24 protein-coding genes, 2 rRNA genes and 1 other annotated feature are annotated in these 26,959 nt (G+C 45.4%); all 26 genes read right to left on the reverse strand.

Translation table 11 applies throughout. The features are described from left to right. Positions 1–47: 47 nt before the first annotated feature. On the reverse strand, positions 48–3,602 hold the full coding sequence (gene rpoB, locus MHB50_RS19495) for a DNA-directed RNA polymerase subunit beta (protein WP_077111537.1): 3,555 nt from the start codon (positions 3,600–3,602) through the stop codon (positions 48–50). A gap of 246 nt (positions 3,603–3,848) precedes the next feature. Continuing rightward, on the reverse strand, positions 3,849–4,451 hold the full coding sequence (locus MHB50_RS19500) for a class I SAM-dependent methyltransferase (protein WP_077111536.1): 603 nt from the start codon (positions 4,449–4,451) through the stop codon (positions 3,849–3,851). Between the two features lie 68 nt (positions 4,452–4,519). Next, entirely contained in the window at positions 4,520–4,885 is a 366-nt protein-coding gene (rplL, locus tag MHB50_RS19505) for a 50S ribosomal protein L7/L12 (protein ID WP_077111535.1), read from the reverse strand. A gap of 148 nt (positions 4,886–5,033) precedes the next feature. Further along, positions 5,034–5,534, reverse strand: a complete 501-nt coding sequence (gene rplJ, locus MHB50_RS19510) for a 50S ribosomal protein L10 (RefSeq protein WP_077111534.1) — start codon at positions 5,532–5,534, stop codon at positions 5,034–5,036. A gap of 31 nt (positions 5,535–5,565) precedes the next feature. Then, positions 5,566–5,713: a sequence feature (ribosomal protein L10 leader region), on the reverse strand. A gap of 46 nt (positions 5,714–5,759) precedes the next feature. Then, on the reverse strand, positions 5,760–6,461 hold the full coding sequence (rplA, locus tag MHB50_RS19515) for a 50S ribosomal protein L1 (protein ID WP_077111533.1): 702 nt from the start codon (positions 6,459–6,461) through the stop codon (positions 5,760–5,762). An 89-nt stretch (positions 6,462–6,550) separates the two neighbouring features. Further along, positions 6,551–6,976 carry a 50S ribosomal protein L11 gene (rplK, locus tag MHB50_RS19520; RefSeq protein ID WP_139345628.1) on the reverse strand — a complete coding sequence of 142 codons (426 nt, stop codon included), beginning with the start codon at positions 6,974–6,976 and terminating at the stop codon, positions 6,551–6,553. Positions 6,977–7,107: 131 nt separating this feature from the next. Further along, positions 7,108–7,641: a transcription termination/antitermination protein NusG gene (gene nusG / locus MHB50_RS19525; RefSeq protein WP_077111531.1), complete on the reverse strand. Its 534-nt coding sequence runs from the start codon at positions 7,639–7,641 to the stop codon at positions 7,108–7,110. 154 nt (positions 7,642–7,795) lie between these two features. Further along, the gene (gene secE / locus MHB50_RS19530) at positions 7,796–7,981 is read right to left on the reverse strand and encodes a preprotein translocase subunit SecE (protein ID WP_077111530.1); all 186 of its coding nucleotides are present in this window, start codon (positions 7,979–7,981) and stop codon (positions 7,796–7,798) included. A 31-nt stretch (positions 7,982–8,012) separates the two neighbouring features. Further along, positions 8,013–8,162, reverse strand: a complete 150-nt coding sequence (gene rpmG, locus MHB50_RS19535; RefSeq protein ID WP_077111529.1) for a 50S ribosomal protein L33 — start codon at positions 8,160–8,162, stop codon at positions 8,013–8,015. 102 nt (positions 8,163–8,264) lie between these two features. Continuing rightward, complete coding sequence (gene sigH / locus MHB50_RS19540) at positions 8,265–8,903, reverse strand: RNA polymerase sporulation sigma factor SigH (RefSeq protein ID WP_077111528.1); 639 nt, start codon at positions 8,901–8,903, stop codon at positions 8,265–8,267. 82 nt (positions 8,904–8,985) lie between these two features. Further along, a complete protein-coding gene (locus MHB50_RS19545; RefSeq protein WP_077111527.1) occupies positions 8,986–9,495 on the reverse strand; it encodes an NYN domain-containing protein in 510 nt (169 codons plus the stop codon). A 4-nt stretch (positions 9,496–9,499) separates the two neighbouring features. Next, positions 9,500–10,243: a 23S rRNA (guanosine(2251)-2'-O)-methyltransferase RlmB gene (gene rlmB, locus MHB50_RS19550; protein ID WP_077111526.1), complete on the reverse strand. Its 744-nt coding sequence runs from the start codon at positions 10,241–10,243 to the stop codon at positions 9,500–9,502. Continuing rightward, positions 10,240–10,668 (reverse strand): Mini-ribonuclease 3, encoded by a 429-nt coding sequence (locus MHB50_RS19555; protein WP_077111606.1) that lies wholly within the window; start codon positions 10,666–10,668, stop codon positions 10,240–10,242. The genes rlmB and MHB50_RS19555 overlap by 4 nt, the downstream gene beginning before the upstream one ends. A gap of 4 nt (positions 10,669–10,672) precedes the next feature. Then, positions 10,673–12,070: a cysteine--tRNA ligase gene (gene cysS / locus MHB50_RS19560; RefSeq protein WP_077111525.1), complete on the reverse strand. Its 1,398-nt coding sequence runs from the start codon at positions 12,068–12,070 to the stop codon at positions 10,673–10,675. Further along, on the reverse strand, positions 12,067–12,720 hold the full coding sequence (cysE, locus tag MHB50_RS19565) for a serine O-acetyltransferase (protein ID WP_077111524.1): 654 nt from the start codon (positions 12,718–12,720) through the stop codon (positions 12,067–12,069). The genes cysS and cysE overlap by 4 nt, the downstream gene beginning before the upstream one ends. A 402-nt stretch (positions 12,721–13,122) precedes the next feature. After that, complete coding sequence (gltX, locus tag MHB50_RS19570) at positions 13,123–14,580, reverse strand: glutamate--tRNA ligase (RefSeq protein WP_077111523.1); 1,458 nt, start codon at positions 14,578–14,580, stop codon at positions 13,123–13,125. Positions 14,581–14,676: 96 nt separating this feature from the next. Then, a complete protein-coding gene (gene ispF / locus MHB50_RS19575; RefSeq protein WP_077111522.1) occupies positions 14,677–15,156 on the reverse strand; it encodes a 2-C-methyl-D-erythritol 2,4-cyclodiphosphate synthase in 480 nt (159 codons plus the stop codon). Positions 15,157–15,168: 12 nt separating this feature from the next. Continuing rightward, positions 15,169–15,861: a 2-C-methyl-D-erythritol 4-phosphate cytidylyltransferase gene (gene ispD, locus MHB50_RS19580; protein WP_077111521.1), complete on the reverse strand. Its 693-nt coding sequence runs from the start codon at positions 15,859–15,861 to the stop codon at positions 15,169–15,171. A gap of 17 nt (positions 15,862–15,878) precedes the next feature. Beyond that, positions 15,879–16,976, reverse strand: a complete 1,098-nt coding sequence (locus MHB50_RS19585; protein ID WP_339160572.1) for a PIN/TRAM domain-containing protein — start codon at positions 16,974–16,976, stop codon at positions 15,879–15,881. A gap of 194 nt (positions 16,977–17,170) precedes the next feature. After that, complete coding sequence (radA, locus tag MHB50_RS19590; protein WP_077111519.1) at positions 17,171–18,550, reverse strand: DNA repair protein RadA; 1,380 nt, start codon at positions 18,548–18,550, stop codon at positions 17,171–17,173. Between the two features lie 69 nt (positions 18,551–18,619). Beyond that, positions 18,620–21,055 carry an ATP-dependent protease ATP-binding subunit ClpC gene (clpC, locus tag MHB50_RS19595; protein WP_077111518.1) on the reverse strand — a complete coding sequence of 812 codons (2,436 nt, stop codon included), beginning with the start codon at positions 21,053–21,055 and terminating at the stop codon, positions 18,620–18,622. 1 nt (position 21,056) lies between these two features. Beyond that, positions 21,057–22,139, reverse strand: a complete 1,083-nt coding sequence (locus MHB50_RS19600; protein ID WP_077111517.1) for a protein arginine kinase — start codon at positions 22,137–22,139, stop codon at positions 21,057–21,059. Further along, a complete protein-coding gene (locus MHB50_RS19605) occupies positions 22,136–22,681 on the reverse strand; it encodes a UvrB/UvrC motif-containing protein (protein ID WP_077111516.1) in 546 nt (181 codons plus the stop codon). Before MHB50_RS19605 ends, MHB50_RS19600 begins: the two co-directional genes overlap by 4 nt. Positions 22,682–22,702: 21 nt before the next feature. Continuing rightward, the gene (locus tag MHB50_RS19610) at positions 22,703–23,164 is read right to left on the reverse strand and encodes a CtsR family transcriptional regulator (protein ID WP_077111605.1); all 462 of its coding nucleotides are present in this window, start codon (positions 23,162–23,164) and stop codon (positions 22,703–22,705) included. Positions 23,165–23,711: 547 nt separating this feature from the next. Further along, positions 23,712–23,827: ribosomal RNA gene (gene rrf / locus MHB50_RS19615) — 5S ribosomal RNA — on the reverse strand. A 192-nt stretch (positions 23,828–24,019) separates the two neighbouring features. Then, positions 24,020–26,950, reverse strand: a 23S ribosomal RNA gene (locus MHB50_RS19620). Positions 26,951–26,959 lie beyond the last annotated feature (9 nt).

Below are 26,959 nucleotides of genomic sequence, written 5' to 3' on the forward strand. Positions count from 1 at the left end.
CCTCCCTTTTCCTATCAGGTTTAACCCTTATTGCCTTGACGAATTGATTATTCCTTTGTCGCAGCTGTTTCTTCCACTTTGGTTTCCGGGGCAATGTTTAACGTATCTGCTTGATGAACGTCATCTTCATCCTCAAGCTCGCGCATTTCAATCTCCTGTTCGTCACCCGATAAAATTTTGACGTCCATTCCGAGGCTTTGCAATTCTTTGATCAATACTTTGAATGATTCAGGGACGCCCGGTTCCGGTACATTCTCCCCCTTAACAATTGCCTCATATGTTTTAACGCGACCGACAACATCGTCGGACTTGACTGTCAAGATTTCCTGAAGCGTATAAGCAGCTCCATATGCTTCCAGTGCCCATACTTCCATCTCGCCGAAACGCTGGCCGCCAAATTGGGCCTTACCGCCGAGCGGCTGCTGTGTAACGAGTGAGTATGGCCCGGTGGAACGGGCATGCAGTTTGTCGTCAACCATGTGAGCCAATTTCAGCATATACATGACACCGACGGAAACTCTCGTATCAAACGGTTCTCCCGTCCTTCCATCGTATAGGACTGTTTTTGCGTCAGAAGCCATACCGGCTTCTTCAATCGTATCCCAAACGTCTTCTTCAGTGGCTCCATCAAAAACGGGTGAAGCCATGTGCAGGCCGAGATTTCTTGCCGCCATTCCCAGGTGTAGTTCCAATACTTGCCCGATGTTCATCCTTGATGGAACTCCGAGCGGGTTAAGCATGACATCCACTGGGGTGCCGTCAGGCATAAACGGCATATCCTCTTCAGGCAATATTCGGGAAATGACCCCTTTGTTTCCGTGGCGTCCAGCCATTTTATCTCCTTCGGAGATCTTTCTCTTCTGGACAATGTACACTCTAACAAGCTGGTTTACTCCAGGAGCCAATTCGTCACCGTCTTCACGGTTGAAAACTTTTACATCAAGAACAATCCCGCCTCCGCCGTGCGGTACTCTGAGTGACGTATCGCGGACTTCACGCGCTTTCTCCCCAAAAATGGCATGAAGGAGGCGTTCCTCAGCGGTTAATTCGGTAACGCCTTTTGGGGTCACCTTGCCGACGAGCAAATCGCCGTCTTTGACTTCCGCACCAATGCGGATAATACCGCGTTCATCGAGATTTTTAAGAGCCTCTTCCCCAACATTTGGAATGTCTCTTGTCATTTCTTCGGGGCCAAGTTTCGTATCGCGGGCCTCGGATTCATATTCTTCAATATGAATGGATGTATATACATCGTCTTTTACAAGACGTTCACTCATAATAATGGCATCCTCATAGTTGTAGCCTTCCCATGTCATGAATGCGACTAGGACGTTGCGGCCAAGGGCGAGTTCCCCTTGATCCATGGAAGGTCCGTCTGCAAGGATTTCGCCTTTCGTTACATGATCGCCGACACTTACAATTGGGCGCTGATTGTAACAAGTTCCCTGGTTGGAACGGATAAACTTAAGCAGGCGATATTTATCAAGGTCGCCTTTGACTTCTACGCCGTCGAGTGTTTGAATGCGACGCACCCAGATTTCCCGCGCTTCAATATGTTCGACAACGCCGTCATGTTTACAAATAACGGCCGCGCCCGAATCTTTTGCTGAAACATATTCCATTCCAGTTCCGACAAGCGGAGCTTCCGGCTTCATAAGCGGAACAGCTTGCCTCTGCATGTTCGCACCCATCAACGCGCGGTTGGAGTCATCGTTTTCCAAGAACGGGATACACGCTGTTGCAGCAGATACAACTTGTTTTGGAGAGACGTCCATATAGTCGACACGCTCTCTTTTAACAACTGTATTTTCTCCACGGAAACGGGCAATCACTTCCTCATTGACAAAGGCGCCATTTTCATCCAGTAGAGCATTTGCTTGTGCAACAACGTAGTTGTCCTCTTCATCGGCTGTCAAATAATCAATGCGATCCGTGACAAGCCCCGTCTCGGGATCGATCCGGCGGTACGGTGTTTCAATAAAACCGAAGCGGTTGACTTTCGCATAAGTGGAGAGCGAGTTGATTAAGCCGATGTTCGGGCCCTCAGGCGTTTCAATCGGACACATGCGTCCATAGTGGGAATAGTGGACATCTCGGACTTCCATGCCCGCACGCTCACGGGTTAAACCACCTGGTCCAAGTGCCGACAGCCTGCGCTTATGCGTTAATTCCGCAAGCGGATTCGTCTGGTCCATGAATTGTGATAACTGGGAGCTTCCGAAAAATTCTTTAATAGAAGCAATGACCGGGCGTATATTGATTAATTGCTGTGGGGTGATCGTATTAATGTCCTGTATGGACATACGCTCGCGTACAACTCGCTCCATACGGGACAAACCGATTCTGAATTGGTTTTGAAGCAATTCTCCGACAGACCTTAAACGCCGGTTTCCCAAATGGTCAATATCGTCCGTATCGCCGACACCATACAGCAAATCAAAGAAATAGCTGATGGATGCAATAATATCGGCAGGCGTAATATTTTTGATTTCTTCTTCAATAAAGGCATTTCCTATTACATTAATGACTTTTTCTTCGTCATCGTTAGGAGCATATATTTTAACTGTTTGCACGATGATATCATCTTCCACTACGCCGCCATGACTATTGTATGTTTTAAATCCTGCTCCCTTTTCAAGGAATGGGATCAATTTATCCAACGTGCGGCGGTCAAGGATCGCTCCTTTTTCCGCGATGATTTCACCTGTTTCCGGATCGGCAAGCGTTTCGGCGAGCCGTTGTCCGAACAATCGGTTCTTTATATGGAGTTTTTTATTGATTTTATAACGTCCAACATTCGCCAAGTCGTATCTTTTTGGATCAAAGAAACGGGAGATCAGCAAGCTTTTGGCATTTTCCACTGTTGGGGGCTCGCCTGGACGAAGGCGTTCATAAATTTCGAGAAGCGCTTTTTCCACGCTCTCCGTATTGTCTTTTTCAAGCGTATTTCTTAAATAGTCATTATCTCCGATTAGTTCGATGATTTCTTGATCAGAACCAAAACCAAGTGCGCGCAAAAGAACCGTTACCGGCAATTTTCTTGTCCGATCAATCCGGACATACACTACATCTTTTGCATCTGTTTCATACTCGAGCCATGCTCCGCGGTTTGGTATGACCGTGGCCGTAAACCCTTTTTTGCCGTTTTTGTCAATTTTGGCGCTATAATAAACGCTCGGTGACCGAACGAGCTGAGAAACAATGACACGTTCTGCTCCATTGATGATAAATGTTCCCATTTCTGTCATCAACGGAAAGTCACCCATGAAGACATCCTGGTCTTTTACTTCGCCTGTTTCTTTATTTAAAAGGCGCAATTTGACCCGAAGCGGCGCAGAGTATGTGGCATCACGCTCTTTTGCTTCCTCTACGGAGTATTTCTGTTCGCCGAGACTATAATCAATAAATTCCAAAGATAAGTTCCCGGCAAAGTCTTCGATTGGGGAGATGTCTTGAAACATTTCCTTTAAGCCCTCATCAAGAAACCATTGATAGGATGAAGATTGGATTTCAATTAGATTTGGCAGCTCCAATACTTCACTAATGCGGGCAAAGCTTCTGCGTTTGCGGTGCCGTCCGTACTGAACAAGTTGACCTGTCAACTGTTTCACCCCTCAAATCATGCATTTTAATGATTGATTTCCAACCAAAAAGACTGGAAGATACAAATCATCAGACAAAAAGAAAAATGGTTTTGCTTTGAAAACCACAATTTACCCGAGACAAACTTATATTTATTCATTTTTTCCATAAAAGCCATTGATTATACGTCAAAATTATCTTTTTGGCCATTTTATGGAGAACAGTATATTGGCATTTTACAATGCTATCATAAAAGTGGTGAAGAATCAAATTTTTATTGCTTTAAAAATAAAATATCCTTTTTTCTTGGCGACAACTTCCACAGCGCCAAAAAGCTCTTCTAATTTTACTTTTGTGGAAGGTGCGCCTTGCTTCTTTTGGATCACGACCCACAGCTCCCCGCCTGGCGCCAAATGAGAGAAACTGCCTTCAAATATGGCAAACACGACTTGCTTTCCGGCCCTAATAGGCGGATTCGTCAAAATGGCGGCAAAGTTTTTTTCCTGTATACTTTGAAAACCGGAGCTCTCATATATTTTCACATTTTCAATGTGATTTGCTTGGGCATTCTCTTTGGCTAATCTGAGCGCCCGCTCGTTTACATCAATCATGTGAACATGTCTTCCGGGATACTCCTTTGCGATGCTCAATCCAATCGGACCATAGCCGCAACCGACATCAAGCAAAGGCCCTTCTATTTCAGGCATGGAAAAAGAATCGACGAGCAACCTGGAACCAAAATCGACTTCATTTTTGGAAAAAACACCCCGGTCTGTTTGGAAGTGAAATTTATGCCCTCGCAATACCGCTGTCCAAACGGTTGGTTCACTCTCCGTTTCCGGCGTGCGCGAATAATAATGATCCGTCATTTGGCTACCTCCGTGAACGTGCGAAAAAAGCCCGCCTTAAATGGACGAGCTTTTCCCCAACACAATCATTACTTAACTTCCACTTCAGCTCCAGCTTCTTCAAGCTTCGCTTTCAGTTCTTCTGCTTCTTCTTTAGATGCACCTTCTTTGACTGGTTTAGGCGCGTTATCAACAAGCTCTTTCGCTTCTTTCAGGCCAAGACCTGTAATTTCACGAACCGCTTTGATTACTTTGATTTTTTGTCCTCCAGCGTTTGCTAGGATTACATCAAACTCAGTTTGTTCAGCAGCAGCTTCACCAGCAGCAGCTCCACCCGCTACAGCAACTGGAGCAGCGGCTGTTACACCAAACTCTTCTTCAATGGCTTTTACTAATTCATTTAATTCAAGAACTGTCATTTCTTTGACAGCTTCAATAATTTGTTCTTTCGTCATGATTTTTTTCCTCCATCATTTGATTTAAATCGTTTGTATTCCGTACCCATTTCTTGGCGCTATCAGCGGTTCCATTCATGAGGTTCCTAATGATAACCTCTCTGGTTGACGCAAAATGCTTCGCCGATCGCAAAGCGCCCTTACTTTTTTACGCACCTTGCTCTTCTTTTTGCTCCGCAACAGCTTTTGTAGCAAGCGCGAGGTTGCGAACCGGAGCTTGAAGAACGCTAAGCAACATAGAAAGTAAGCCTTCGCGGGAAGGAAGATTTGCAAGTGCCTTAATGTCTTCGACAGTAGCAATGTTTCCTTCTATGACCCCTGCTTTGATTTCCAGAGCTTCATGGTCTTTTGCGAAATTATTTAAAATTTTCGCAGGTGTTACAACATCTTCTGTACTGAACGCAATTGCATTCGGACCAACCAATGTTTCATTTAGCTCAGCCAGACCGGCAGCTTCTGCGGCACGACGAGTCATTGAGTTTTTATAAACTTTATATTCGACTCCAGCATCACGCAACTGTTTGCGAAGTTCTGTTACTTCGGCAACGTTCAATCCGCGGTAGTCAACAATGACTGTAGATACACTCGCTTTTAATTTCTCGGTAATTTCATCAACTATTTGTTTCTTTTGTTCAATTACTTTGCTCACCTTTACACCTCCCAAAGTTCAGATGAACATTTATACCATAAAAAAACCTCCAAGCGGCAGACTGGAGGTTTCAATGCGTTCAATCATTTCGGACAGATTGAAAAAATATATCGCAATGACCTCGGCAGGAAATTAAGCTTATCGGCACCTGCTGTCTACGGTACAAATGTTTTCATTCAATTTTTCAGCAAAAATATTCTACCAAATTCACTGTTTATTGTCAACTTATGCTTTGACAGAAACAGATGTCGGGTCAATTTTAATGCCAGGGCCCATTGTCGAAGTGATCGTTACATTTTTCATGTAAGTGCCTTTGGCGGCAGCCGGCTTCGCTTTTAAGAGCGTGTCAAAAATGGTAACGAAGTTTTCTTCCAATTTGGCGGAATCAAAGGACACTTTGCCGATTGGAACGTGGATAATCCCAGCTTTATCCAAACGATACTCTACTTTACCCGCTTTGATTTCATTAACCGCTTTGCCTACATCAAATGTAACAGTTCCTGTTTTCGGGTTAGGCATTAAGCCTTTGGGACCGAGTGTGCGTCCAAGTTTGCCCACTTCACCCATCATATCAGGCGTTGCGACAACGACATCAAAGTCGAGCCAGCCTTGGTTGATTTTATTGATGTATTCTGCGTCTCCGACATAGTCAGCTCCAGCAGCTTCTGCTTCCTTCGCTTTTTCGCCTTTGGCAAAGACGAGCACACGTTGCGTTTTACCAGTGCCGTTAGGCAGTACAACAGCACCGCGAATTTGCTGATCCGCTTTTTTCGGGTCTACCCCGAGGCGGAATGCCACTTCTACTGTCGCGTCAAATTTTGCATGATCTGTTTTTTTGACGAGTTCAATCGCTTCGGAAACTGCATAAGCTTTTGAACGGTCGACAAGCTTTAAAGCTTCAATATATTTCTTGCCTTTTTTAGCCATTATAATATCCTCCTATATTGTGGTTATAGCGGAATAACCTCCCACGAAGAAGGTTGCAGATTGATATAAAATCCTGCAACCACCAACAATCAGTCTTCTATCTTGATTCCCATGCTGCGCGCAGTGCCTTCAACCATGAGCATTGCCGCTTCCACATTCGCCGCATTTAAATCCGGCATTTTTAATTCAGCGATTTCTCTCACTTTATCACGTTTAATGACAGCCACCGTATTCTTGTTTGGTTCACCGGAACCAGAGTCGATACCTGCTGCTTTTTTAAGCAAAACAGCCGCCGGTGGAGTTTTTGTAATGAATGTAAAAGAACGATCCTCAAACACTGTGATTTCAACAGGAATAATAAGTCCTGCTTGATCTTGTGTACGGGCGTTAAACTCTTTACAGAAGCCCATGATGTTCACACCTGCCTGACCGAGCGCCGGTCCGACTGGCGGTGCGGGATTCGCTTTTCCAGCAGGGATTTGCAATTTAACAACCTTAATGACTTTTTTAGCCACGAGACACACCTCCTTAAGTCCGTGATGTGGTAATAGGGTTTTCCCCTCCCACTCATAAAGCTGTCTTTTTAAAGACAGACTAACCTAAAGAATATTACCACTTTTAACAGCAAAATTCAAGCTGTTGAAAATCATATTTTTTCAATTTGGGTAAAATCGAGTTCCACGGGCGTTTCCCTGCCAAACATGTTGACAAGAACTCTCGCTTTCCCCTTATCTTGATCCAATGACTCTATCTTTCCAGTATAACTGGCAAACGGGCCTTCTTTTACCGTAACCGTTTCCCCTTGTTCAAACTGGACATCAACCTGGGTCTTTTCGAGGCCCATTCTCTTTAATATATAGTTGATTTCTTCAGGCAACAGCGGCGTCGGCTTTGATCCTGAACCAGCAGAACCGACAAACCCCGTCACACCCGGAGTGTTCCGAACAACATACCATGAGTCATCCGTCATAATAATTTCCACGAGCACATAACCGGGAAAAACTTTTTTCTTGACTGTTTTCTTTTTGCCGTTTTTCATGGCCGTTTCTTCATCTTCGGGAACGATGACACGGAAAATCTTGTCTTGCATCCCCATAGATTCTACCCTTTTTTCCAAATTTGCCTTTACCTTATTCTCGTATCCCGAATAAGTGTGGACAACATACCAATTTTTTTCCATGGATTAGGACTGTTCGTCCTTCCCTCCCTATTAATTGTAAAATGTAAGCCAAATGAAAAAACCCGTCGATCGGGCTTTGATGTACGGTGCAATATAGGATTGATAACATTATACCATGCGGTGTTTGCTTATATACAGTTTATCGATTAATTATTTATAAATCGAGAATAAGGCGAATCGATTTGGAAATGACTAGATCAATACCGGCAAAAAATAAGGCAAGTATAATAACAGTTGAAATAACGGTGATGGTATATCCCGTAAGTTCTTTCCGCTTCGGCCAGCTTACTTTTCTCATCTCTGAGCTGACGTTACGGAAAAATTGAGTTATGCTTGACATGGATCAAACCTCCAACATGAAATGCGACGGATTACTTCGTTTCTTGATGAAGCGTGTGGGCGTTGCAATGCCGGCAATGCTTCTTCAATGTTAACCGCTTGTCTGAACCGTCTTTTGAATTGTCCGTGGTATAGTTTCGCAAGCCGCACTCGGTGCAGGCCAATGTGATTTTTTTCTTCATGTATGATAGCACCTATAATCTCGATATATCTCATAAAAAATACCATAGAGAAATAAGGCTGTCAACATGACAGCCGGGTTTTACATAGTTTTTACAGAGTTTTTACAGACTAATTTCACGCAATTCCATATAGCGTTCCAGCTTCCGTTTGACTCTTTGAAGAGCATTGTCTATCGACTTTACGTGACGGTCGAGTTCATCAGAGATTTCCTGATATGTCCTTCCATCCAAATAAAGCGCCAGCACTTTTCTCTCAAGATCGCTTAAAAGCTCGGTCATTTTATCTTCAATACTATTAAACTTCTCCCGATGAATGAGCAACTCTTCGGGATCCATATTTTTGGCGCCAGAAATAACGTCCATCAGCGTACGGTCAGAATCTTCATCATAAATTGGCTTGTCCAAGGAAACGTAGGAGTTAAGTGGAATATGTTTTTGACGAGTGGCAGTTTTGATAGCGGTAATAATTTGCCGTGTAATACATAGCTCCGCAAAAGCTTTAAACGAGGTGAGCTTTTCTTCCTTATAATCCCTAATTGCTTTGTAAAGACCGATCATACCTTCCTGAATAATATCTTCACTGTCCGCTCCTATTAGAAAATAAGAGCGCGCTTTAGCCCTTACGAAGTTACGATATTTTTTGATAAGGTAATCAAGTGCTTCGCTTTCTCCTTTGTGGACTAATTCTATTAAAGCCTCATCTTCTAGCAAATCGAACCCGACATCTTGATCAATTTTCATGTATGAGATCACTCTTATCCCCCGTCCTTTAAACCGTCGATTAGAAATATTATACATGACTGAAAATTCTAACGTCAACTGGTCATTTTTTTCCCCGCCGCCACTTTTCGAAGATTTCTGTCAGATCTTGACTAAGAATGATTTTTCCAGTTGGTGCTTGAACTCGAGTTTTTTCGATTCTGCTTTCTATTTTTCGCTCGGTATCTTCTATTTCTTTTAACAGTTCCCTAGCGGAAATGCGCAAGGCTCCCTGACCAAAAATCACCCATTGCTCTGTAAAATCGGACGTCGCCACGTAAATTTTATTGCGGATATGATGTAGCTCCATCGCCAGCTTTTCTATTCTCTCATCTGCGGTTTCTTCCGATTTTGTATAAATGACCTCCACCTTATGGTTCAAGTATTTCTTTTCATTGCCGCGTACATGGTAGGCATCAAAGACGACAATGACTTTCAAACCGGTAAACCCCTGATAATCAGCCAGCAATTCAATAAGCCGGTCCCGGGCCGCTGCAAGATCCTTCTTTTTTAATTCAATGAGTTCAGGCCATGCTCCGATCATGTTGTAACCGTCAACAATAAGGATGTCCATTCCTTCACCCCCGCAGCGGCTGTCGCTTCCGGTATACTTCATACATTAGCAAAGCGGCCGCCACTGAAGCATTCAATGAAGTGACATGCCCAGCCATTGGCAAATGAATGAAAAAGTCACATTTTTCCTTTACAAGGCGGCCTATTCCTCTTCCTTCACTTCCAATGACGAGCGCAAGAGGAAGAGAGGCATCCATCATGCGGTAATCTTGACTCTTCTTTGCTTCTGTTCCAAACACCCAAACCCCGCGGTCTTTCAACTCATCAATCGTACGAGCGATATTCGTTACACGGGCGACCGGCACATGCTCAATCGCACCAGTTGAGAGCTTGGCCACCGTGGCGGTCAAGCCAACCGCCCGCCTTTTCGGAATGATGATGCCGTGGACCCCCGTTGCATCGGCTGTCCTTAAAATGGACCCCAAATTATGTGGATCCTCCAGTTCATCCAAGATGAGAAAAAAAGGATCTTCACCTTTTTCTTCCGCACGCTTAAACAAGTCGTCAATCTCCGCATATTGATAAGCGGCCACTTCAGCGATGACACCTTGGTGATTTTCTTTTGTCATTTGATCTAGTTTTTGTTTTGGAACAAATTGAATCTGGACCTTTTTTTCATTTGCTAGTTGGATGATTGGCCTCATCTGCCCTTTTTGGGAGCCTTCGGCAATCCAAATTTTATGCATATCGCGACCGGATTTTAAAGCTTCCAAAACTGGGTTTTTTCCGGCAATCCATTGCCCGCTCATGACAGGCCGCCTCCTTTTTTCTCTTTTTCAACGCTCTTGATGGCCATTTGGACAATTTCAAAAAGCCGCTCCCGCTCATCCGCCAAATACAGCCATCCGATTAGCGCTTCAAAAGCCGTGCTGTGCCTGTATGTTTGGACATCGGTGTTTTTCGGGATTGTTCCAGACTTGGCGTTTCGGCCGCGTCTGATGATCTCTAATTCCTGTTCCCTCAGGCATCCATTATCGACCAAGGTTTTCAACGTGGCGGCCTGCGCTTTTGCTGACACGAAGCGGGTGGCTTCTGAATGAAGCCGATGAGGCCTTGTTTTTCCGCTTGCAATCAAGTGCCGTCTGATAAATACGTCGTAAATAGCATCCCCCATATAGGCAAGAGCCAGGCTGTTTAGTTGTTTATAATCTATATTTAGCTGCGGGAGCTGCATCATGTTATCCTCGCTTCCATCTAGTACCTTGTGCGGTATCTTCCAAAATAATGTTCATATCCTTTAAACGGTCGCGTATTTCATCGGCGAGCTTGAAATTGCGTTCTTTCCGCGCCTCATTTCGCTGCTTAATCAACTGTTCAATTTCCTCATCCAGCAATTCTTCGGTTTCCAGTTCCAATCCGAGCACGGAAAAAAGTTCCTCAAATTCCTTCATGAAGGCCTCTATGACAGTTGTTGAGGTGTTTTTCTCCCTCAAATAGTAATTGGCGTGTTTGGCCAGTTCAAACAGGACAGAAATACCATCTGCCGTGTTAAAGTCGTCGTCCATCTTTTCGATAAACTCATCATGGAGCGCTTTGATCTGATCAAGCCACTTCTGATCGCCATCCGCCAAATTGGCGCTGACCCCATGGCGGTGCTTCAAGTTTTGATACGCTGTTTTCAGCCTTTCCAATCCTGCTCCCGCATTGGCAAACAATTCTTCGGAGTAGTTAATAGGGTTGCGGTAATGGACAGACAGCATGAAAAACCGTAAGACTTGTGGATCATGTTCCCTAATAATATCATTGACGAGGACAAAGTTGCCGAGAGATTTTGACATTTTTTCATTCTCGATATTAATATACCCGTTATGCATCCAGTAGCGAGCAAACATTTTCCCCGTCAGCGCTTCGGATTGGGCGATTTCATTTTCATGGTGAGGGAATGTCAAGTCCTGGCCGCCGGCATGAATATCAATCGTATCTCCCAAATACTTTCTCGCCATGGCGGAACACTCGATATGCCAGCCCGGACGGCCTTTTCCCCATGGACTATCCCAACTGATTTCCCCTTCTTTTGCCGCTTTCCATAACGCAAAATCAAGTGGATCCTCTTTTAACTCCCCCGGTTGAATACGCGCGCCAACTTTTAAATCGTCAACCGATTGGTGGGAAAGCTTCCCGTATCCATCAAACTCTCTTGTTCTAAAATATACATCGCCGCCGGACTCATAAGCATATCCCTTTTCGATAAGCGCCTCAATAAACTGGATAATCTCATCCATATTTTCGGTTACGCGCGGATGAGCATCCGCTTTCTTGCAACCGAGCGCTGATGTATCTGCAAAAAATGCCTCGATAAAACGCTCGGCCACCGTTATAGCGTCCACCCCAAGCTCCTTGGCGGCCTTGATAATTTTGTCATCGACGTCCGTAAAATTCGATACGAAGTGTACTTCATAGCCGCGGTATTCCAAGTAGCGGCGAACTGTGTCGAAAACTATTGCAGGCCGGGCATTCCCGATATGAATATAGTTGTAAACGGTCGGCCCGCAAACGTACATTTTTACTTTTCCTTCTTCTAACGGAATGAATGTTTCTTTCTTTCGTGTTAGTGTATTATAAATTTTAATTGTCATCCCGAATGGCTCCTCTCCCGTTTCATTGCAGCAATTTCGGACTGCAGGCGTTCAATTTCCTTTTCCATGGCTGAACAGCGGTCCGCAATGGGATCCGGCAAATCACTGTGGTTAAGATCCCTTTTCAGCCTTACCCCATCCTGTATGACGACCCGTCCAGGTATTCCGACAACCGTTGAGTTGGGCGGCACGTCTTTCAACACGACCGATCCGGCTCCCACTTTTGAATACTCTCCAATTGTAATATTCCCCAGCACCTTCGCTCCAGTCGCAATTAAGGCATGATCTTTGATCGTCGGGTGCCGCTTTCCTTTTTCCTTCCCTGTTCCTCCAAGCGTTACTCCTTGATATACCGTTACATCATCACCAATTTCACAAGTTTCCCCAATGACAACCCCCATGCCATGGTCTATAAAAAATCTGCGGCCTATTTTCGCTCCCGGATGTATTTCAATCCCTGTAAAAAATCGGTTGATTTGAGAAATGAGCCGCGCGATAAAAAACATCTTTCTTTTGAAGAACATGTGGGCGATCCTATGCGCCCAAACAGCATGCAAACCGGAATATGTTAACACAACCTCCACGACCGACCGGGCAGCCGGATCTTGATCAAACACCGTATTAATATCTTCCTTCATTCGCTTGAACATCGACTTCACTCCTCTCTATAAGTGCGTGTATTGAACCCTTGCCATCGACAATGAAACTTGCTCCCATACCCAATCGCACTCTATTGATAAGCTTGCCGCTAAGAAACACAAAAAACGCCTCCGATCAATCAGAGACGCTTTTTTCGCGCGGTTCCACTCTGGTTGGATTCCAGCAATCAAATTGCTTTACACCCCAGCTCTTCCTTTATAACGGCAAGGGGACCCGCTTGGACCTACTGGGAATTTCCGTTCGGCACAAGGCTCAGAGGGGCATTTTCAAAAATCGAGTGGCTTGAACCGTTCTCAGCCGGCGGCGGTTCTCTCTGATCAGCATCGACTTTTTACTTTTCCTCTTCAACGCTTTTTTCTATAACTTTAATATATTACATTTTGAGCATTTTGTTAAAAAATCAAACGCTCCAACCGTCTTTTTACTTTTTCCTTTCCTAAAAGCTCAATGGCATTCGGTAATTCAGGGCCGCGGGTAGCACCCGTAACGGCGACCCGAATCGGCATAAATAGCTTTTTCCCTTTATGGCCAGTTGCTTTTTGGACGTTCTTCATTGCCTGTTTAATCCCGGCCGCTTCAAATGGTTCCAGAACCGAAATTTGATCATAAAATGCTTGGAGAACTTCCGGCACCTGCTCTTCTTCCAACACAGCTTTGGCATCATCATCAAACTCTATGTCATTTTGGAAAAATTGTTTAGACAGTTCAACAATTTCTGCACCATAGCTCATTTGCTCCTGATACAGGGCAACCAGTTTTCTTGCCCAATCCATTTCTTCTTTAGTAGGCTTTTCGCTTATAAAGCCTGCTTTTTGAAGATGTGGCAAAGATAATTCGACTACTTTCTCCAAATCCAGCTTTTTCATATATTGGTTATTCATCCAGGCAAGTTTGTGCTTGTCGAATAATGCTGGAGATTTCGACAATCGACTAGCGTCAAAAATGTCGATAAATTCTTCTTTCGAAAAGATTTCCTCTTCCCCTTCGGGAGACCAGCCAAGCATCGCAATAAAATTAAATAATGCTTCCGGCAAATAACCTAATTCGGCGTATTGTTCAATAAACTGGATGATCGACTCATCCCGCTTGCTTAATTTTCTCCGGCTTTCATTAACGATCAACGTCATATGCCCAAATACCGGAGGTTCCCAGCCAAATGCTTCGTAAACCATCAACTGCTTCGGAGTATTGGAAATATGGTCGTCTCCGCGCAACACATGACTGATTTCCATTAAATGATCATCAACAGCAACCGCGAAGTTATAAGTCGGAATGCCATCTTTTTTCACAATGACGAAATCACCGATTCCATCAGAATCGAAAGAAACCTCGTCTTTTACCATATCTTTAAAAGTATACGTTTTTCCGGGTAGAACTTTAAAGCGGACACTCGGCTTTCGCCCCTCGGCTTCAAGCTGTTTCCGTTGTTCATCTGTTAAATGGCGACATTTCCCGGAATAGCGCGGCATCTCTTTGCGGGCGATTTGCGCTTCGCGCTCCGCTTCCAATTCTTCTTCCGTACAGTAGCATTTATAAACCAAGCCCTGTTCCAAAAGAGTATTATAATATTCTTCGTATATGTGATTCCTCTCGGACTGCCGATAGGGACCATATCCCCCGTCTTTATCAATGCTTTCGTCCCAGTCAATGCCTAACCATTTTAAATATGTAAGCTGGCTTTGCTCGCCACCTTCTATATTTCTTTTCTGGTCCGTATCCTCAATTCTGATAATAAATTTTCCGCCCTTGTTGCGGGCAAACAAATAATTAAATAATGCTGTACGCGCGTTTCCGATATGAAGATGTCCCGTCGGACTCGGCGCATAGCGTACCCGTATGTCATTTGACATCACTTGCTGCCTCCTCAAAGTTCCAAATCAAGTTTGAAACTCTTCATTCTTCTTATATTTTACAACAGTTTAGCCTTTGTTGAAAGGTGGCGTGCTTTAATTGTTTTTTTGAATCAATAAAACAGCCATGGCGGCAATTCCTTCCCCGCGCCCTACAAAACCAAGCTTTTCCGTCGTCGTTGCTTTTACATTGACACGGGCTTTGTCCGCCTCCAACAAACCGGCGATCCGCTCTCTCATCTGTTCAATATAGGGCGCCATTTTCGGTTTTTGCGCCATAATGGTACAGTCAACATTTACAAGATCGTAACCCTTTTGTTTGACAAGCCGCCAAACATCTTCAAGCAGAAGGGCGGAATCCAAATCTTTATTCGCCATATCAGTGTCCGGAAAATGCCTGCCAATATCTCCTTCTCCAATGGCTCCCAGTGCTGCATCCGCAATCGTATGGAGAAGAACATCTGCATCTGAGTGGCCAATTAACCCTTTTTCATAAGGAATTTCAATTCCGCCAATGATGAGCGGCCGTTTGTCGGCAAATTGATGTACATCAAAACCTTGTCCAATTCTTAACATATAAGCCTCTCCCTATCCATCAAGTTGTGCGCGTTTTTCTAAAATGGCTCTGGCAAAATATAAATCCTCAGGGGTCGTAATTTTTATATTATCGTAATCACTTTTAATGATTTTAATCGAAATATCCCCTTTTTTTTCAACAAGCGATGCTTCATCCGTGCCCAAGTACCCTTCAGCTCTCGCCCATTCGTGAGCCTGCTGCAAAATGGGCAAACGAAAAGCTTGTGGTGTTTGTACTTGCCACAAGCTGCTACGGTCAATGGTTTGAACAACTTCATGGTCAACCGCTTGTTTAATCGTATCTTTTACAGGCACCGCTGCGATGGCCGCGCCGGAACGCACCGCCTCACTCACAAGTTGTTTAATGACCGGGCGGCGGATAAATGGGCGGGCGCCGTCATGGACTAAAACAATGCCCGTCGATACAGCTTTTAAACCATTATAAACGCTATGCTGCCGCTCTGCCCCACCATACACAAACGCCAGTTTTTTTTCATAAGGCGAACCCACTGTCATTTCCCGAAAAATCTTTTCTTCCTTGGGTTGTATCACTACAATCATTTTGGAACAATCCGGTTCTCCTGCAAACACCTCGAGTGTATGCAAAATAATCGGACGCTCATTTAATTCCAACAATAATTTGTTTTTCCCCGCTCCCATTCTTGTACCCGATCCGGCAGCGGGGATGATGACATCATACTCCACCTAGTCCAAACCCCTGTCTATAGCGCTTTTTCCAGTAATTTAGGCTTCGCAAAAATCATTCGCCCAGCCGATGTTTGCAATACGCTTGTTACAACCACGTCAATTCTTTTGCCAATGTAGTCTCTTCCTTCTTCTACGACAATCATCGTTCCGTCGTCAAGATAGGCCACACCCTGGTTATACTCTTTTCCGTCCTTGATGACCTGAACATTGAGTTCTTCTCCTGGCAAGACGACTGGTTTTACCGCGTTTGCCAAATCATTTATGTTCAAAACAGAAACGTTTTGAATCTCACATACTTTATTTAAGTTAAAATCGTTTGTTACAACGATGCCGTTCAATAATTTTGCCAGTTTGACAAGCTTGCTGTCCACTTCCTGAACATCTTCAAAGTCGCCTTCATACATCTCGACCTCAATTTCGACTTCCTTTTGTATCCGATTCAGGGTATCTAAACCGCGCCTTCCCCTATTTCTTTTCAAAGCATCGGATGAATCGGCTATATGCTGAAGCTCCGCCAACACAAAATGGGGGATAACAAGAGTTCCTTCCAAAAATCCTGTTTGGCAAATATCGGCGATTCTCCCATCAATAATGACACTCGTATCGAGGATTTTCAACCTTTTTGATGCATGTTCTTGATCTTCACCCAGGTCACCGGCAGCTTTCTTTTTGCCGGATCGGTTGAACGAAAATAAGTTCGTCAGTTCATCGCGCTTTTTAAACCCGACTTGAAATCCGAGATAGCCGAGCAACAGCGTAAGTAAAATCGGAACAAACTCGTTCACAATGGGTATCTCAATATGATTGATGGCCAGTCCGGCCAAAAATGCAACGATCAATCCGAAAGTAAGACCCAAACTTCCAAACAATATATCAGTGACCGGAGCCTTTACAATCCGGTCTTCAAACCATTTGACCAAGTTGACCACATGGTCAACTGCCCAAAATGTAATGATATAAAAAATAATAGCACCCAAAATAGCAGTAACAAACGTATTATTTATCCAAATAATTTCGTCAAGAGATGCCAATTTTAAAAGTTCGGGAACTAGAAAAATGCCAAGCATTCCTCCAAAAAGCAAAAAACATGCCTGGACAATTCGCTTTAACATGCTTTCACCTCCTTGTTTTAATTATAAGCAAATTAAGCGATTTAAAAACGTGACGAATTGATTATTTTACGAATTCAAAAGCAAAATGGTTTCAAATATTATACTTAAATAGCTTTAAGACCTATCTTTTCTTCATTTTTACTTTAACAAAAGTATGGTACATCTCCATTTCAGACATATGACAATTAGGTAAATTATGAAGGTAGAAATGCTTGCTGTAATGCTTCCTCCACCGTATCTACCCCAATAAGCCGAATCCCTTCCGGAACCTTCCAGCCTCCGATATTTTTGGCGGGAACCAATATCCGGGTGAATCCCAGCTTTGCAGCTTCCTGTACCCGCTGCTCAATTCGGGATACGCGCCTTACCTCCCCTGTTAAACCAACTTCTCCAATCAGGCAATCCGCGGGTCTGGTAGGCTGATCGCGAAAACTCGATGCAATACTAACCGCTACCGCCAGGTCAATTGCCGGCTCGTCTAGTTTTACTCCTCCAGCCACTTTGAGATAAGCATCCTGGTTTTGCAATAAAAGGCCTACCCGCTTTTCCAAAACGGCCATCAGCAGCGAAACGCGATTATGGTCAATACCTGTTGCCATTCGGCGGGGATTTCCATAGCTTGTAGGAGAAATCAGGGCTTGAACCTCTACAAGGACAGGCCTTGTCCCCTCCATCGAAGCAACTACGGTTGAACCAGATGCTCCTTTTGAACGTTCTTCCAGGAAAATTTCCGAAGGATTTTCCACTTGCTCTAATCCCGACTCTTTCATTTCAAAAATCCCTATTTCATTCGTAGAACCGAACCTGTTTTTGACGGCCCGCAAAATCCTGTATGTGTGGTGGCGTTCTCCTTCAAAATAGAGAACAGTATCAACCATATGCTCCAAAAGACGCGGCCCCGCAATCGCTCCTTCTTTCGTTACATGTCCAACGATAAAAATCGCGATTCCTTTCGTTTTTGCTATTTTCATTAATTCGCCGGTACACTCACGGACTTGCGAAACGCTGCCTGGTGCAGAAGTTACTTCAGGATGATAGACGGTTTGAATCGAATCCACCACTACAAAATCTGGAGATAAATTTAAAATGGTTTGATGAATCAACTCCAAATTCGTTTCAGCAAAAAGGTAAAGCTCTGATGAAGTGACATGTAGCCGGTTGGCTCGCAATTTTGTTTGTTTCACCGATTCCTCTCCGGATATATATAGAACTTTTTTATTCAATTCAGCCAGTTGGGAAGAAGTTTGGAGCAGAAGGGTCGATTTGCCAATTCCTGGATCTCCCCCGATCAGGACGAGCGAGCCGGGAACGACACCTCCGCCCAAAACGCGGTTGAATTCTGTTGACTTTGTCTCAACGCGGGGCTCTATGTCTGTTTGAATGGAGGTAATAGGCGAAGGTTGAGAAGTCGTATCCGAGGCAGTATGATGGAGTGCTCCCCGTCTCGTTTTTCCGGTTATATTGACTTCTTCCACCATTTGGTTCCACTCGCCACAGCCTGGGCAGCGGCCCATCCATTTCGGTGATTCATAGCCGCAACTTTGGCACATGAACTTTGTTTTTCTTTTCGCCATAGTTTCTTCCTCCCTAGCAGTCATACAAAAGATGGGGTACAAGATTGATCTCTATGTACCCCCGTTTCATTAAGACAATGATTCTTCTTTTGTTTTAACGACAAATTCGTCGTCCTCAACATCAATCAGTACATGTTGACCTATTTTAATTGTTCCTTTCAACAGTTCTTCTGAGAGACGGTCTTCAACGAACTTTTGAATTGCTCTTCTAAGCGGCCTTGCACCATATTCTGGATCAAACCCTTCTTCGGCAATTTTTTCCTGGGCCCGTTCAGTTAATTCAAGATCCATTTCCTGTTCCTTCAAACGCTTGATAAGCTGATTAACCATGAGAGTGGCAATTTTCTTCAAGTGTGTTTTCTCCAAAGCATGGAATACAATCATTTCGTCGATCCGGTTTAAAAATTCGGGGCGGAACGCTTTTTTCAATTCCTCTAACACTTGGCCTTTCATGTCCTTGTAGCTTTGCTCCCCATCTTGGACTGCGAAACCGACATATTTATTCCGCTGCAAAGCCTGTGCTCCGACGTTTGACGTTAGGATGAGCACTGTATTCCGGAAGTCGACTGTCCTACCTTTGGAATCGGTCAACCGCCCATCTTCCAGAACTTGAAGCAAAATATTAAAAACATCAGGATGTGCTTTTTCTATTTCATCGAGCAAGATAACCGAGTACGGCTTTCTTCGAACTTTTTCTGTCAACTGTCCGCCCTCTTCAAAGCCGACATATCCCGGAGGCGAACCAACAAGCCTAGAGGTGGAATGTTTCTCCATATATTCGGACATATCCAGACGGATGATGGCATCCTCATCACCGAACATAGCTTCCGCCAATGCGCGGGCCAGTTCCGTCTTTCCGACACCTGTTGGGCCAAGGAAGATAAAAGATCCAATCGGCCTTTTGGGATCTTTCAATCCTGCACGCGCTCTTCTAACCGCTTTGGCAACCGCTTTTACAGCCTCTTCCTGGCCAATCACACGAGAATGGAGGATTTCCTCTAAATTAAGCAATCTTTCCGTCTCGGTAGAAGCAAGCTTCGATACAGGAACCCCCGTCCAGCTTGATACGACTTGGGCAATGTCTTCCACCGTGACTTCTGTATTTTCCTGTCCTTGTTTTTCTTTCCAAGACTTCTTCGTTTCCTCCAATTCTTCGCGGAGTCTTTGTTCTGTATCCCGCAATGATGCAGCCTTTTCAAATTCCTGGCTTTGGACAGCCGCATCTTTCTCTTTACGGATCATTTCAAGCTTTTGCTCGAGCTCTTTTAAATTGGGAGGTGTCGTATAGGAACGAAGTCGCACTTTTGAACCGGCTTCATCGATCAGATCGATGGCTTTATCCGGCAGAAAACGGTCTGAAATATAGCGGTCAGACAATTTTACCGCGGCTTCAATCGCTTCGTCTGTAATAGAAACACGGTGATGCGCTTCATAACGGTCGCGTAGGCCTTCCAAAATTTGAATGGATTCTTCGACTGTTGGTTCATCAACCTGTATTGGCTGAAAGCGCCGCTCAAGTGCTGCATCTTTTTCAATATACTTTCGGTATTCATCCAATGTTGTAGCACCAATGCACTGCAACTCTCCGCGAGCCAAAGAAGGTTTCAAAATATTGGAAGCGTCTATCGCTCCTTCAGCTCCACCGGCACCAATCAATGTATGAAGTTCGTCAATAAATAAAATAATATTGCCTGCCTGCCTAATTTCATCCATCACTTTTTTCAAGCGGTCTTCAAACTCGCCACGATATTTTGTCCCCGCAACAACTGTTCCCATATCCAGTGTCATGACTCTCTTGTCACGGAGCGTTTCAGGCACTTCGTTATTGATAATTTGCTGAGCAAGACCTTCAGCGATCGCTGTTTTCCCTACGCCTGGCTCTCCGATAAGAACCGGGTTATTTTTTGTCCGCCTGCTGAGTACCTCAATGACGCGTTGGATCTCCTTGTTCCGGCCGATCACCGGGTCCAGGCTCCCTTCCCTGGCTATTGCTGTTAAATCGCGGGCCAAACTGTCCAGTGTCGGCGTATTGGCGCTAGAAGCATTTCCACCGCCATGTGTGCTGGCCTCATTGCTCCCTAAAAGTTGGAGAACTTGCTGTCGCGCTTTGTTGAGGCTGACACCCAGATTATTTAAGACTCGCGCCGCTACACCTTCACCTTCACGAATTAGTCCAAGCAAAACATGTTCCGTGCCCACATATGAATGGCCGAGTTTTCTTGCTTCATCCATCGAAAGCTCCATTACTTTTTTGGCCCGTGGGGTATAGTGGATCGTCTGAGACGTATCTTTTCCGCGTCCAATCAAGTTTTCAACTTCTTTTTGAATTTTTTCTGGACCGAGACCAAGTCCGTATAACGCCTTGGCTGCAATTCCTTCCCCTTCTCTGACAAGACCGAGTAAAATATGCTCAGTGCCAATATTTCCATGGCCCAAGCGAACTGCCTCTTCCTGGGAAAGGGCCAATACTTTTTGTGCTCTCTCTGTAAAACGACCAAACATCATGCTAATCTCCTCCTGTCCGTTTCTCTTCAAGCTTTAAACGTTCCCTGATTAACGCCGCTCTTTTTATATCCCGTTCAACAGGTCGAAGCGGCCCTCCTGCATATTGTTGTAAAAATCCTGGTTGTGTCAAAATCATGAGTTCATTTAATATGTTTCTTGAAAGATGAGTAATATATCCTGTATCTATGCCCAATCTGACGTCAGATAAACATTCTGCCGCCTCTTTTGTTTCAATAATTCTGCAATTGGCCAAGATCCCGTATGATCGGAACACTTTGTCTTCTAATTGTATGTTTGATGTTTTCACTAATGCTTCACGGGCTGCCCTTTCTTGGGCCACAATTTGATGAACAACACCTATTAGGTCGCCCACAATATCCTCTTCAGACTTCCCTAATGTAATTTGGTTGGAGATCTGGAATATGTTTCCCAGAGCCTCACTGCCCTCTCCATATATTCCCCTCACGACAAGTCCCAACTGGTTGATGGCTGGGATAATCTGATTCATTTGACGAGTAAGAATCAGAGCAGGCAAATGAACCATGACGGATGCGCGCAATCCAGTTCCAACATTAGTCGGACATGTAGTTAAGTAGCCAAACTGCTCATCAAACGCATAATCAACATGTTCTTCCAACAGGTCATCAATTTTACTTGCGCGTTCCAATGCCTCCATAATTTGCAAGCCCGGATAGAGGCATTGTATCCTGATGTGATCTTCCTCATTGATCATAACGCTGACGTCTTCTTTTTCGGAAAGGAAGACTGCTCCATGGGTTGCTTGCTCCGCCAACCTTGGACTAATCAAATACTTTTCCACGAGCACTCTTTTTTGCAAATCTTTTAATCCGTCAATTTCCAAAAATTCCAATGCACCGTAGTCGCGGAAAGCATGTACTTGGATCGTTTCATTTATTTTATGAATAATTTCCCTCGCTTCCTCATTGCTAAACAACGTAGGAAACTTATAATTTCGCAGATTTCGGGCCAATCTGATGCGGGAGCTTAAAATAATATCCGAATCAGGGCCTTCCGAACTCATCCAAGAACTGAGAGCTTGATTAAGAAACTTTTCGAGACTCATTCGCTTTTATCCTCCCCTTCATGCAATTTTTTTTCAAGGGAGCGAATTTGATCGCGTACTTCTGCGGCTTTTTCAAATTCTTCCTGCCGAACCAAAAAACCGAGTTTCTCTTTTAACAACTCTATTTCTTTTTTCAAATGCAAAGATCCGCCAATCCTTGTAGGCACTTTCCCTCCATGTGCCATATTCCCACTGTGCAGTCTTTTAATGATGGGGGCAAGCTGGTGCCGAAATGTTTTATAACAGTTTGCACATCCGAATCGCCCAACCTTGGCAAATTGCGGGTAAGTCATCTTGCAAACTTCACACTGAAGCACTCCTCCGGAAATCGATTCCGGAGCCGCTTGCTGATAAGCGGGATCAATATTCAATAGTCCGGCAAGCATATCGTTGATCGAAAAGCCGGTCCCTCCTTGAAGCAAATAAAGTTCCCCTTTTTCCTGTGCACAGCGCTCACACAGCTGAATAACGGTTTTCTCCCCATTCACAACTTTCGTAAAATGCAGGGAGGCCGGCCTTTCTTTACACTCTTGACAAACCATAATAGCCATCCTCCTTTTCCCCTAATCATATTTAATCGACAACAGCATCGCTTTTAACATACGAGCGCGCAGCTCGTCTCTTTCCGGTAAATCGATGTGTAATACTGTCCGGTCAATCACGTTTAGCATTAATTTTGCCTCGCGTTCGTTCAGTATTTTTTCCTCCAATAGTCGCATAATAACATCTTCCGCTCTTGTTTGAGAGATCTTTTTCCCAATCAGCACTTTTAATTGATCAATTAGATGGGCCTGATTATGAATTTTCACCCTGGAAATTCGGATATAACCGCCTCCCCCCCGCTTGCTCTCTACCATATATCCTCTTTCCATCGTAAAACGGGTGTTAATCACATAATTAATTTGCGAGGGAACACATTGAAACTTATCAGCCACCTCGCTTCTCTTTATTTCTACGATTTCGCCTTCACTAAGTTCCAATACTTTTTTTAAATATTCCTCGATAATATCTGACACATTCCGCATCATCAAGCCGCCTCCCTGACTTTATGCTTGACTTTGACTATATTTGACTTAAATTATACACGAAAAAAAGCCTCTTTTGCAATCAGATCGGTCATCTATATTTTTGCCTTTTTCCGACAAAATAAAACCAAAGCAAAAAAATGGCTATTTCGGAATAAAACAGAAAAAACATAGAGCGTATCCACTCTATGTTTTCGCTTGCCCGGCAACGTCCTGCTCTCACAAGGGGAAGCCCCTCATTACCATCGGCGCGCGAACTTAACTTCCGTGTTCGGGCTGCGGATCATGATGACCGGCGAATCTCTTCGTCATCTGCACTCGCTCGATTCTCATGGGCATTGCCCATTGCGAGTCTCTCTCCCTTGATTCCTCGATCTTCTTGGTCCTTCTGATCCTCGCTTACATTGAGTTTCTTTCAATACTTTCTTAAACATTCCGCATCATCAAGCCGGCTCCCTGACTTTATGCTTGACTTTGACTATATCCTTTCGGCTCTCAATGCTTTTTAAAAATCAAAAAGACACCCATTAATATGGATGTCCTGTTTGCCCGGCAACGTCCTGCTCTCACAAGGGGAAGCCCCTCATTACCATCGGCGCTGAAGAACTTAACTTCCGTGTTCGGGATGGGAACGGGTGTTGCCTCTTCGCTATCGTCACCAGACATATGTTGTTGTGAGATTCATTCTCTCAAAACCAGGATACATGAGAAGATTTCCGAGAACCGTTTTTGTTCAATCCAGCTCCGGACGCTATCGCTTTGCGTCACTTCGCTTCTTCTGGCAAAGTCGATTGACTTTTCCGCCAGAAGCTCCAGTGAGCTACAGCGATGGACGAGCGTCCTACGCTTTTTCGTTTGATTAAGTCCTCGATCGATTAGTATCCGTCAGCTCCATGTGTCGCCACACTTCCACACCGGACCTATCTACCTGATCATCTTTCAGGGATCTTACGTTGCCTGGCAAGCCAGACAATGGGAAATCTCATCTTGAGGGGGGCTTCATGCTTAGATGCTTTCAGCACTTATCCCTTCCGCACATAGCTACCCAGCTATGCCTCTGGCGAGACAACTGGTACACCAGCGGTGCGTCCATCCCGGTCCTCTCGTACTAAGGACAGCTCCTCTCAAATTTCCTGCGCCCGCGACGGATAGGGACCGAACTGTCTCACGACGTTCTGAACCCAGCTCGCGTACCGCTTTAATGGGCGAACAGCCCAACCCTTGGGACCGACTACAGCCCCAGGATGCGATGAGCCGACATCGAGGTGCCAAACCTCCCCGTCGATGTGAACTCTTGGGGGAGATAAGCCTGTTATCCCCGGGGTAGCTTTTATCCGTTGAGCGATGGCCCTTCCATGCGGAACCACCGGATCACTAAGCCCGACTTTCGTCCCTGCTCGACTTGTAGGTCTCGCAGTCAAGCTCCCTTCTGCCTTTACACTCTGCGAATGATTTCCAACCATTCTGAGGGAACCTTTGGGCGCCTCCGTTACCTTTTAGGAGGCGACCGCCCCAGTCAAACTGCCTGCCTGACACTGTCTCCCAACCCGATCAGGGTCGCGGGTTAGACGGTCCATACAGCCAGGGTAGTATCCCACCGTTGCCTCCACGGAAGCTGGCGCTCCCGTTTCCATGGCTCCTACCTATCCTGTACAAGCTGCACAGACAGTCAATATCAAGCTACAGTAAAGCTCCACGGGGTCTTTCCGTCCTGTCGCGGGTAACCTGCATCTTCACAGGTACTATAATTTCACCGAGTCTCTCGTTGAGACAGTGCCCAGATCGTTGCGCCTTTCGTGCGGGTCGGAACTTACCCGACAAGGAATTTCGCTACCTTAGGACCGTTATAGTTACGGCCGCCGTTTACTGGGGCTTCAATTCGAAGCTTCGCCTAAGCTGACCTCTCCTCTTAACCTTCCAGCACCGGGCAGGCGTCAGCCCCTATACTTCGCCTTACGGCTTCGCAGAGACCTGTGTTTTTGCTAAACAGTCGCCTGGGCCTATTCACTGCGGCTTCTCAGGGCTATTCACCCTAAAAAGCACCCCTTCTCCCGAAGTTACGGGGTCATTTTGCCGAGTTCCTTAACGAGAGTTCTCTCGCTCACCTTAGGATTCTCTCCTCGCCTACCTGTGTCGGTTTGCGGTACGGGCGCCTATTGCCTCGCTAGAAGCTTTTCTCGGCAGTGTGGAATCAGGAACTTCGGTACTTTTTTTCCCTCGCCATCACAGCTCAGCCTACACGGTAAGCGGATTTGCCTACTTACCGGCCTTACTGCTTGGACGCGCTTTTCCAGCTGCGCGCTTGCCTTATCCTCCTGCGTCCCTCCATCACTCAAACGGCAATGAGGCGGTACAGGAATCTCAACCTGTTATCCATCGCCTACGCCTTTCGGCCTCGGCTTAGGTCCCGACTTACCCTGAGCGGACGAGCCTTCCTCAGGAAACCTTAGGCTTTCGGTGGAAGGGATTCTCACCCTTCTTTCGCTACTCATACCGGCATTCTCACTTCCAAGCACTCCACCGCCTCTTTCAAGACGACTTCGCCGCGCTTGGAACGCTCTCCTACCATTGCTATTGCAATCCACAGCTTCGGTGATACGTTTAGCCCCGGTACATTTTCGGCGCAGAGTCACTCGACCAGTGAGCTATTACGCACTCTTTGAATGGTGGCTGCTTCTAAGCCAACATCCTGGTTGTCTAAGCAACTCCACATCCTTTTCCACTTAACGTATACTTGGGGACCTTAGCTGGTGGTCTGGGTTGTTTCCCTCTCGACTACGGATCTTATCACTCGCAGTCTGACTCCCAAGGATAAGTATTTGGCATTCGGAGTTTGTCTGAAGTCGGTAACCCGATGAGGGCCCCTCGTCCAAACAGTGCTCTACCTCCAATACTCTCACCTTGAGGCTAGCCCTAAAGCTATTTCGGAGAGAACCAGCTATCTCCAGGTTCGATTGGAATTTCACCCCTACCCACACCTCATCCCCGCATTTTTCAACATACGTGGGTTCGGGCCTCCAGTCAGTGTTACCTGACCTTCACCCTGGACATGGGTAGATCACCTGGTTTCGGGTCTGCGACCTCATACTCTTGCGCCCTATTCAGACTCGCTTTCGCTGCGGCTCCGTCTTTTCAACTTAACCTTGCATGAAATCGCAACTCGCCGGTTCATTCTACAAAAGGCACGCCATCACACTTATTGTGCTCTGACTACTTGTAGGCACACGGTTTCAGGTTCTATTTCACTCCCCTCCCGGGGTGCTTTTCACCTTTCCCTCACGGTACTGGTTCACTATCGGTCACTAGGGAGTATTTAGCCTTGGGAGATGGTCCTCCCGGATTCCGACGGGATTTCTCGTGTCCCGCCGTACTCAGGATCCACTCGGGAGGGAACGACGTTTCAACTACAGGGCTGTTACCTTCTTTGGCCGGCCTTTCCAGGCCGCTTCGTCTACGCCGTTCCTTTATCACTCCACTTTGAGTGTCCTACAACCCCGAAAGGCAAGCCTTTCGGTTTGGGCTCTTCCCGTTTCGCTCGCCGCTACTGGGGGAATCGATTTTTCTTTCTCTTCCTCCGGGTACTTAGATGTTTCAGTTCCCCGGGTATGCCTTCCATTCCCTATGGATTCAGAAATGGATACTGCCTCATTACTGGCAGTGGGTTTCCCCATTCGGAAATCTCCGGATCAGCTTGCTTACAGCTCCCCGAAGCATATCGGTGTTCGTCCCGTCCTTCATCGGCTCCTAGTGCCAAGGCATTCACCGTGCGCCCTTATTAACTTAATCTTTTTCGGT

Origin of the sequence: Siminovitchia sp. FSL H7-0308, assembly GCF_037980985.1 — a bacterium.
Taxonomy (GTDB): domain Bacteria; phylum Bacillota; class Bacilli; order Bacillales; family Bacillaceae_C; genus Siminovitchia; species Siminovitchia thermophila.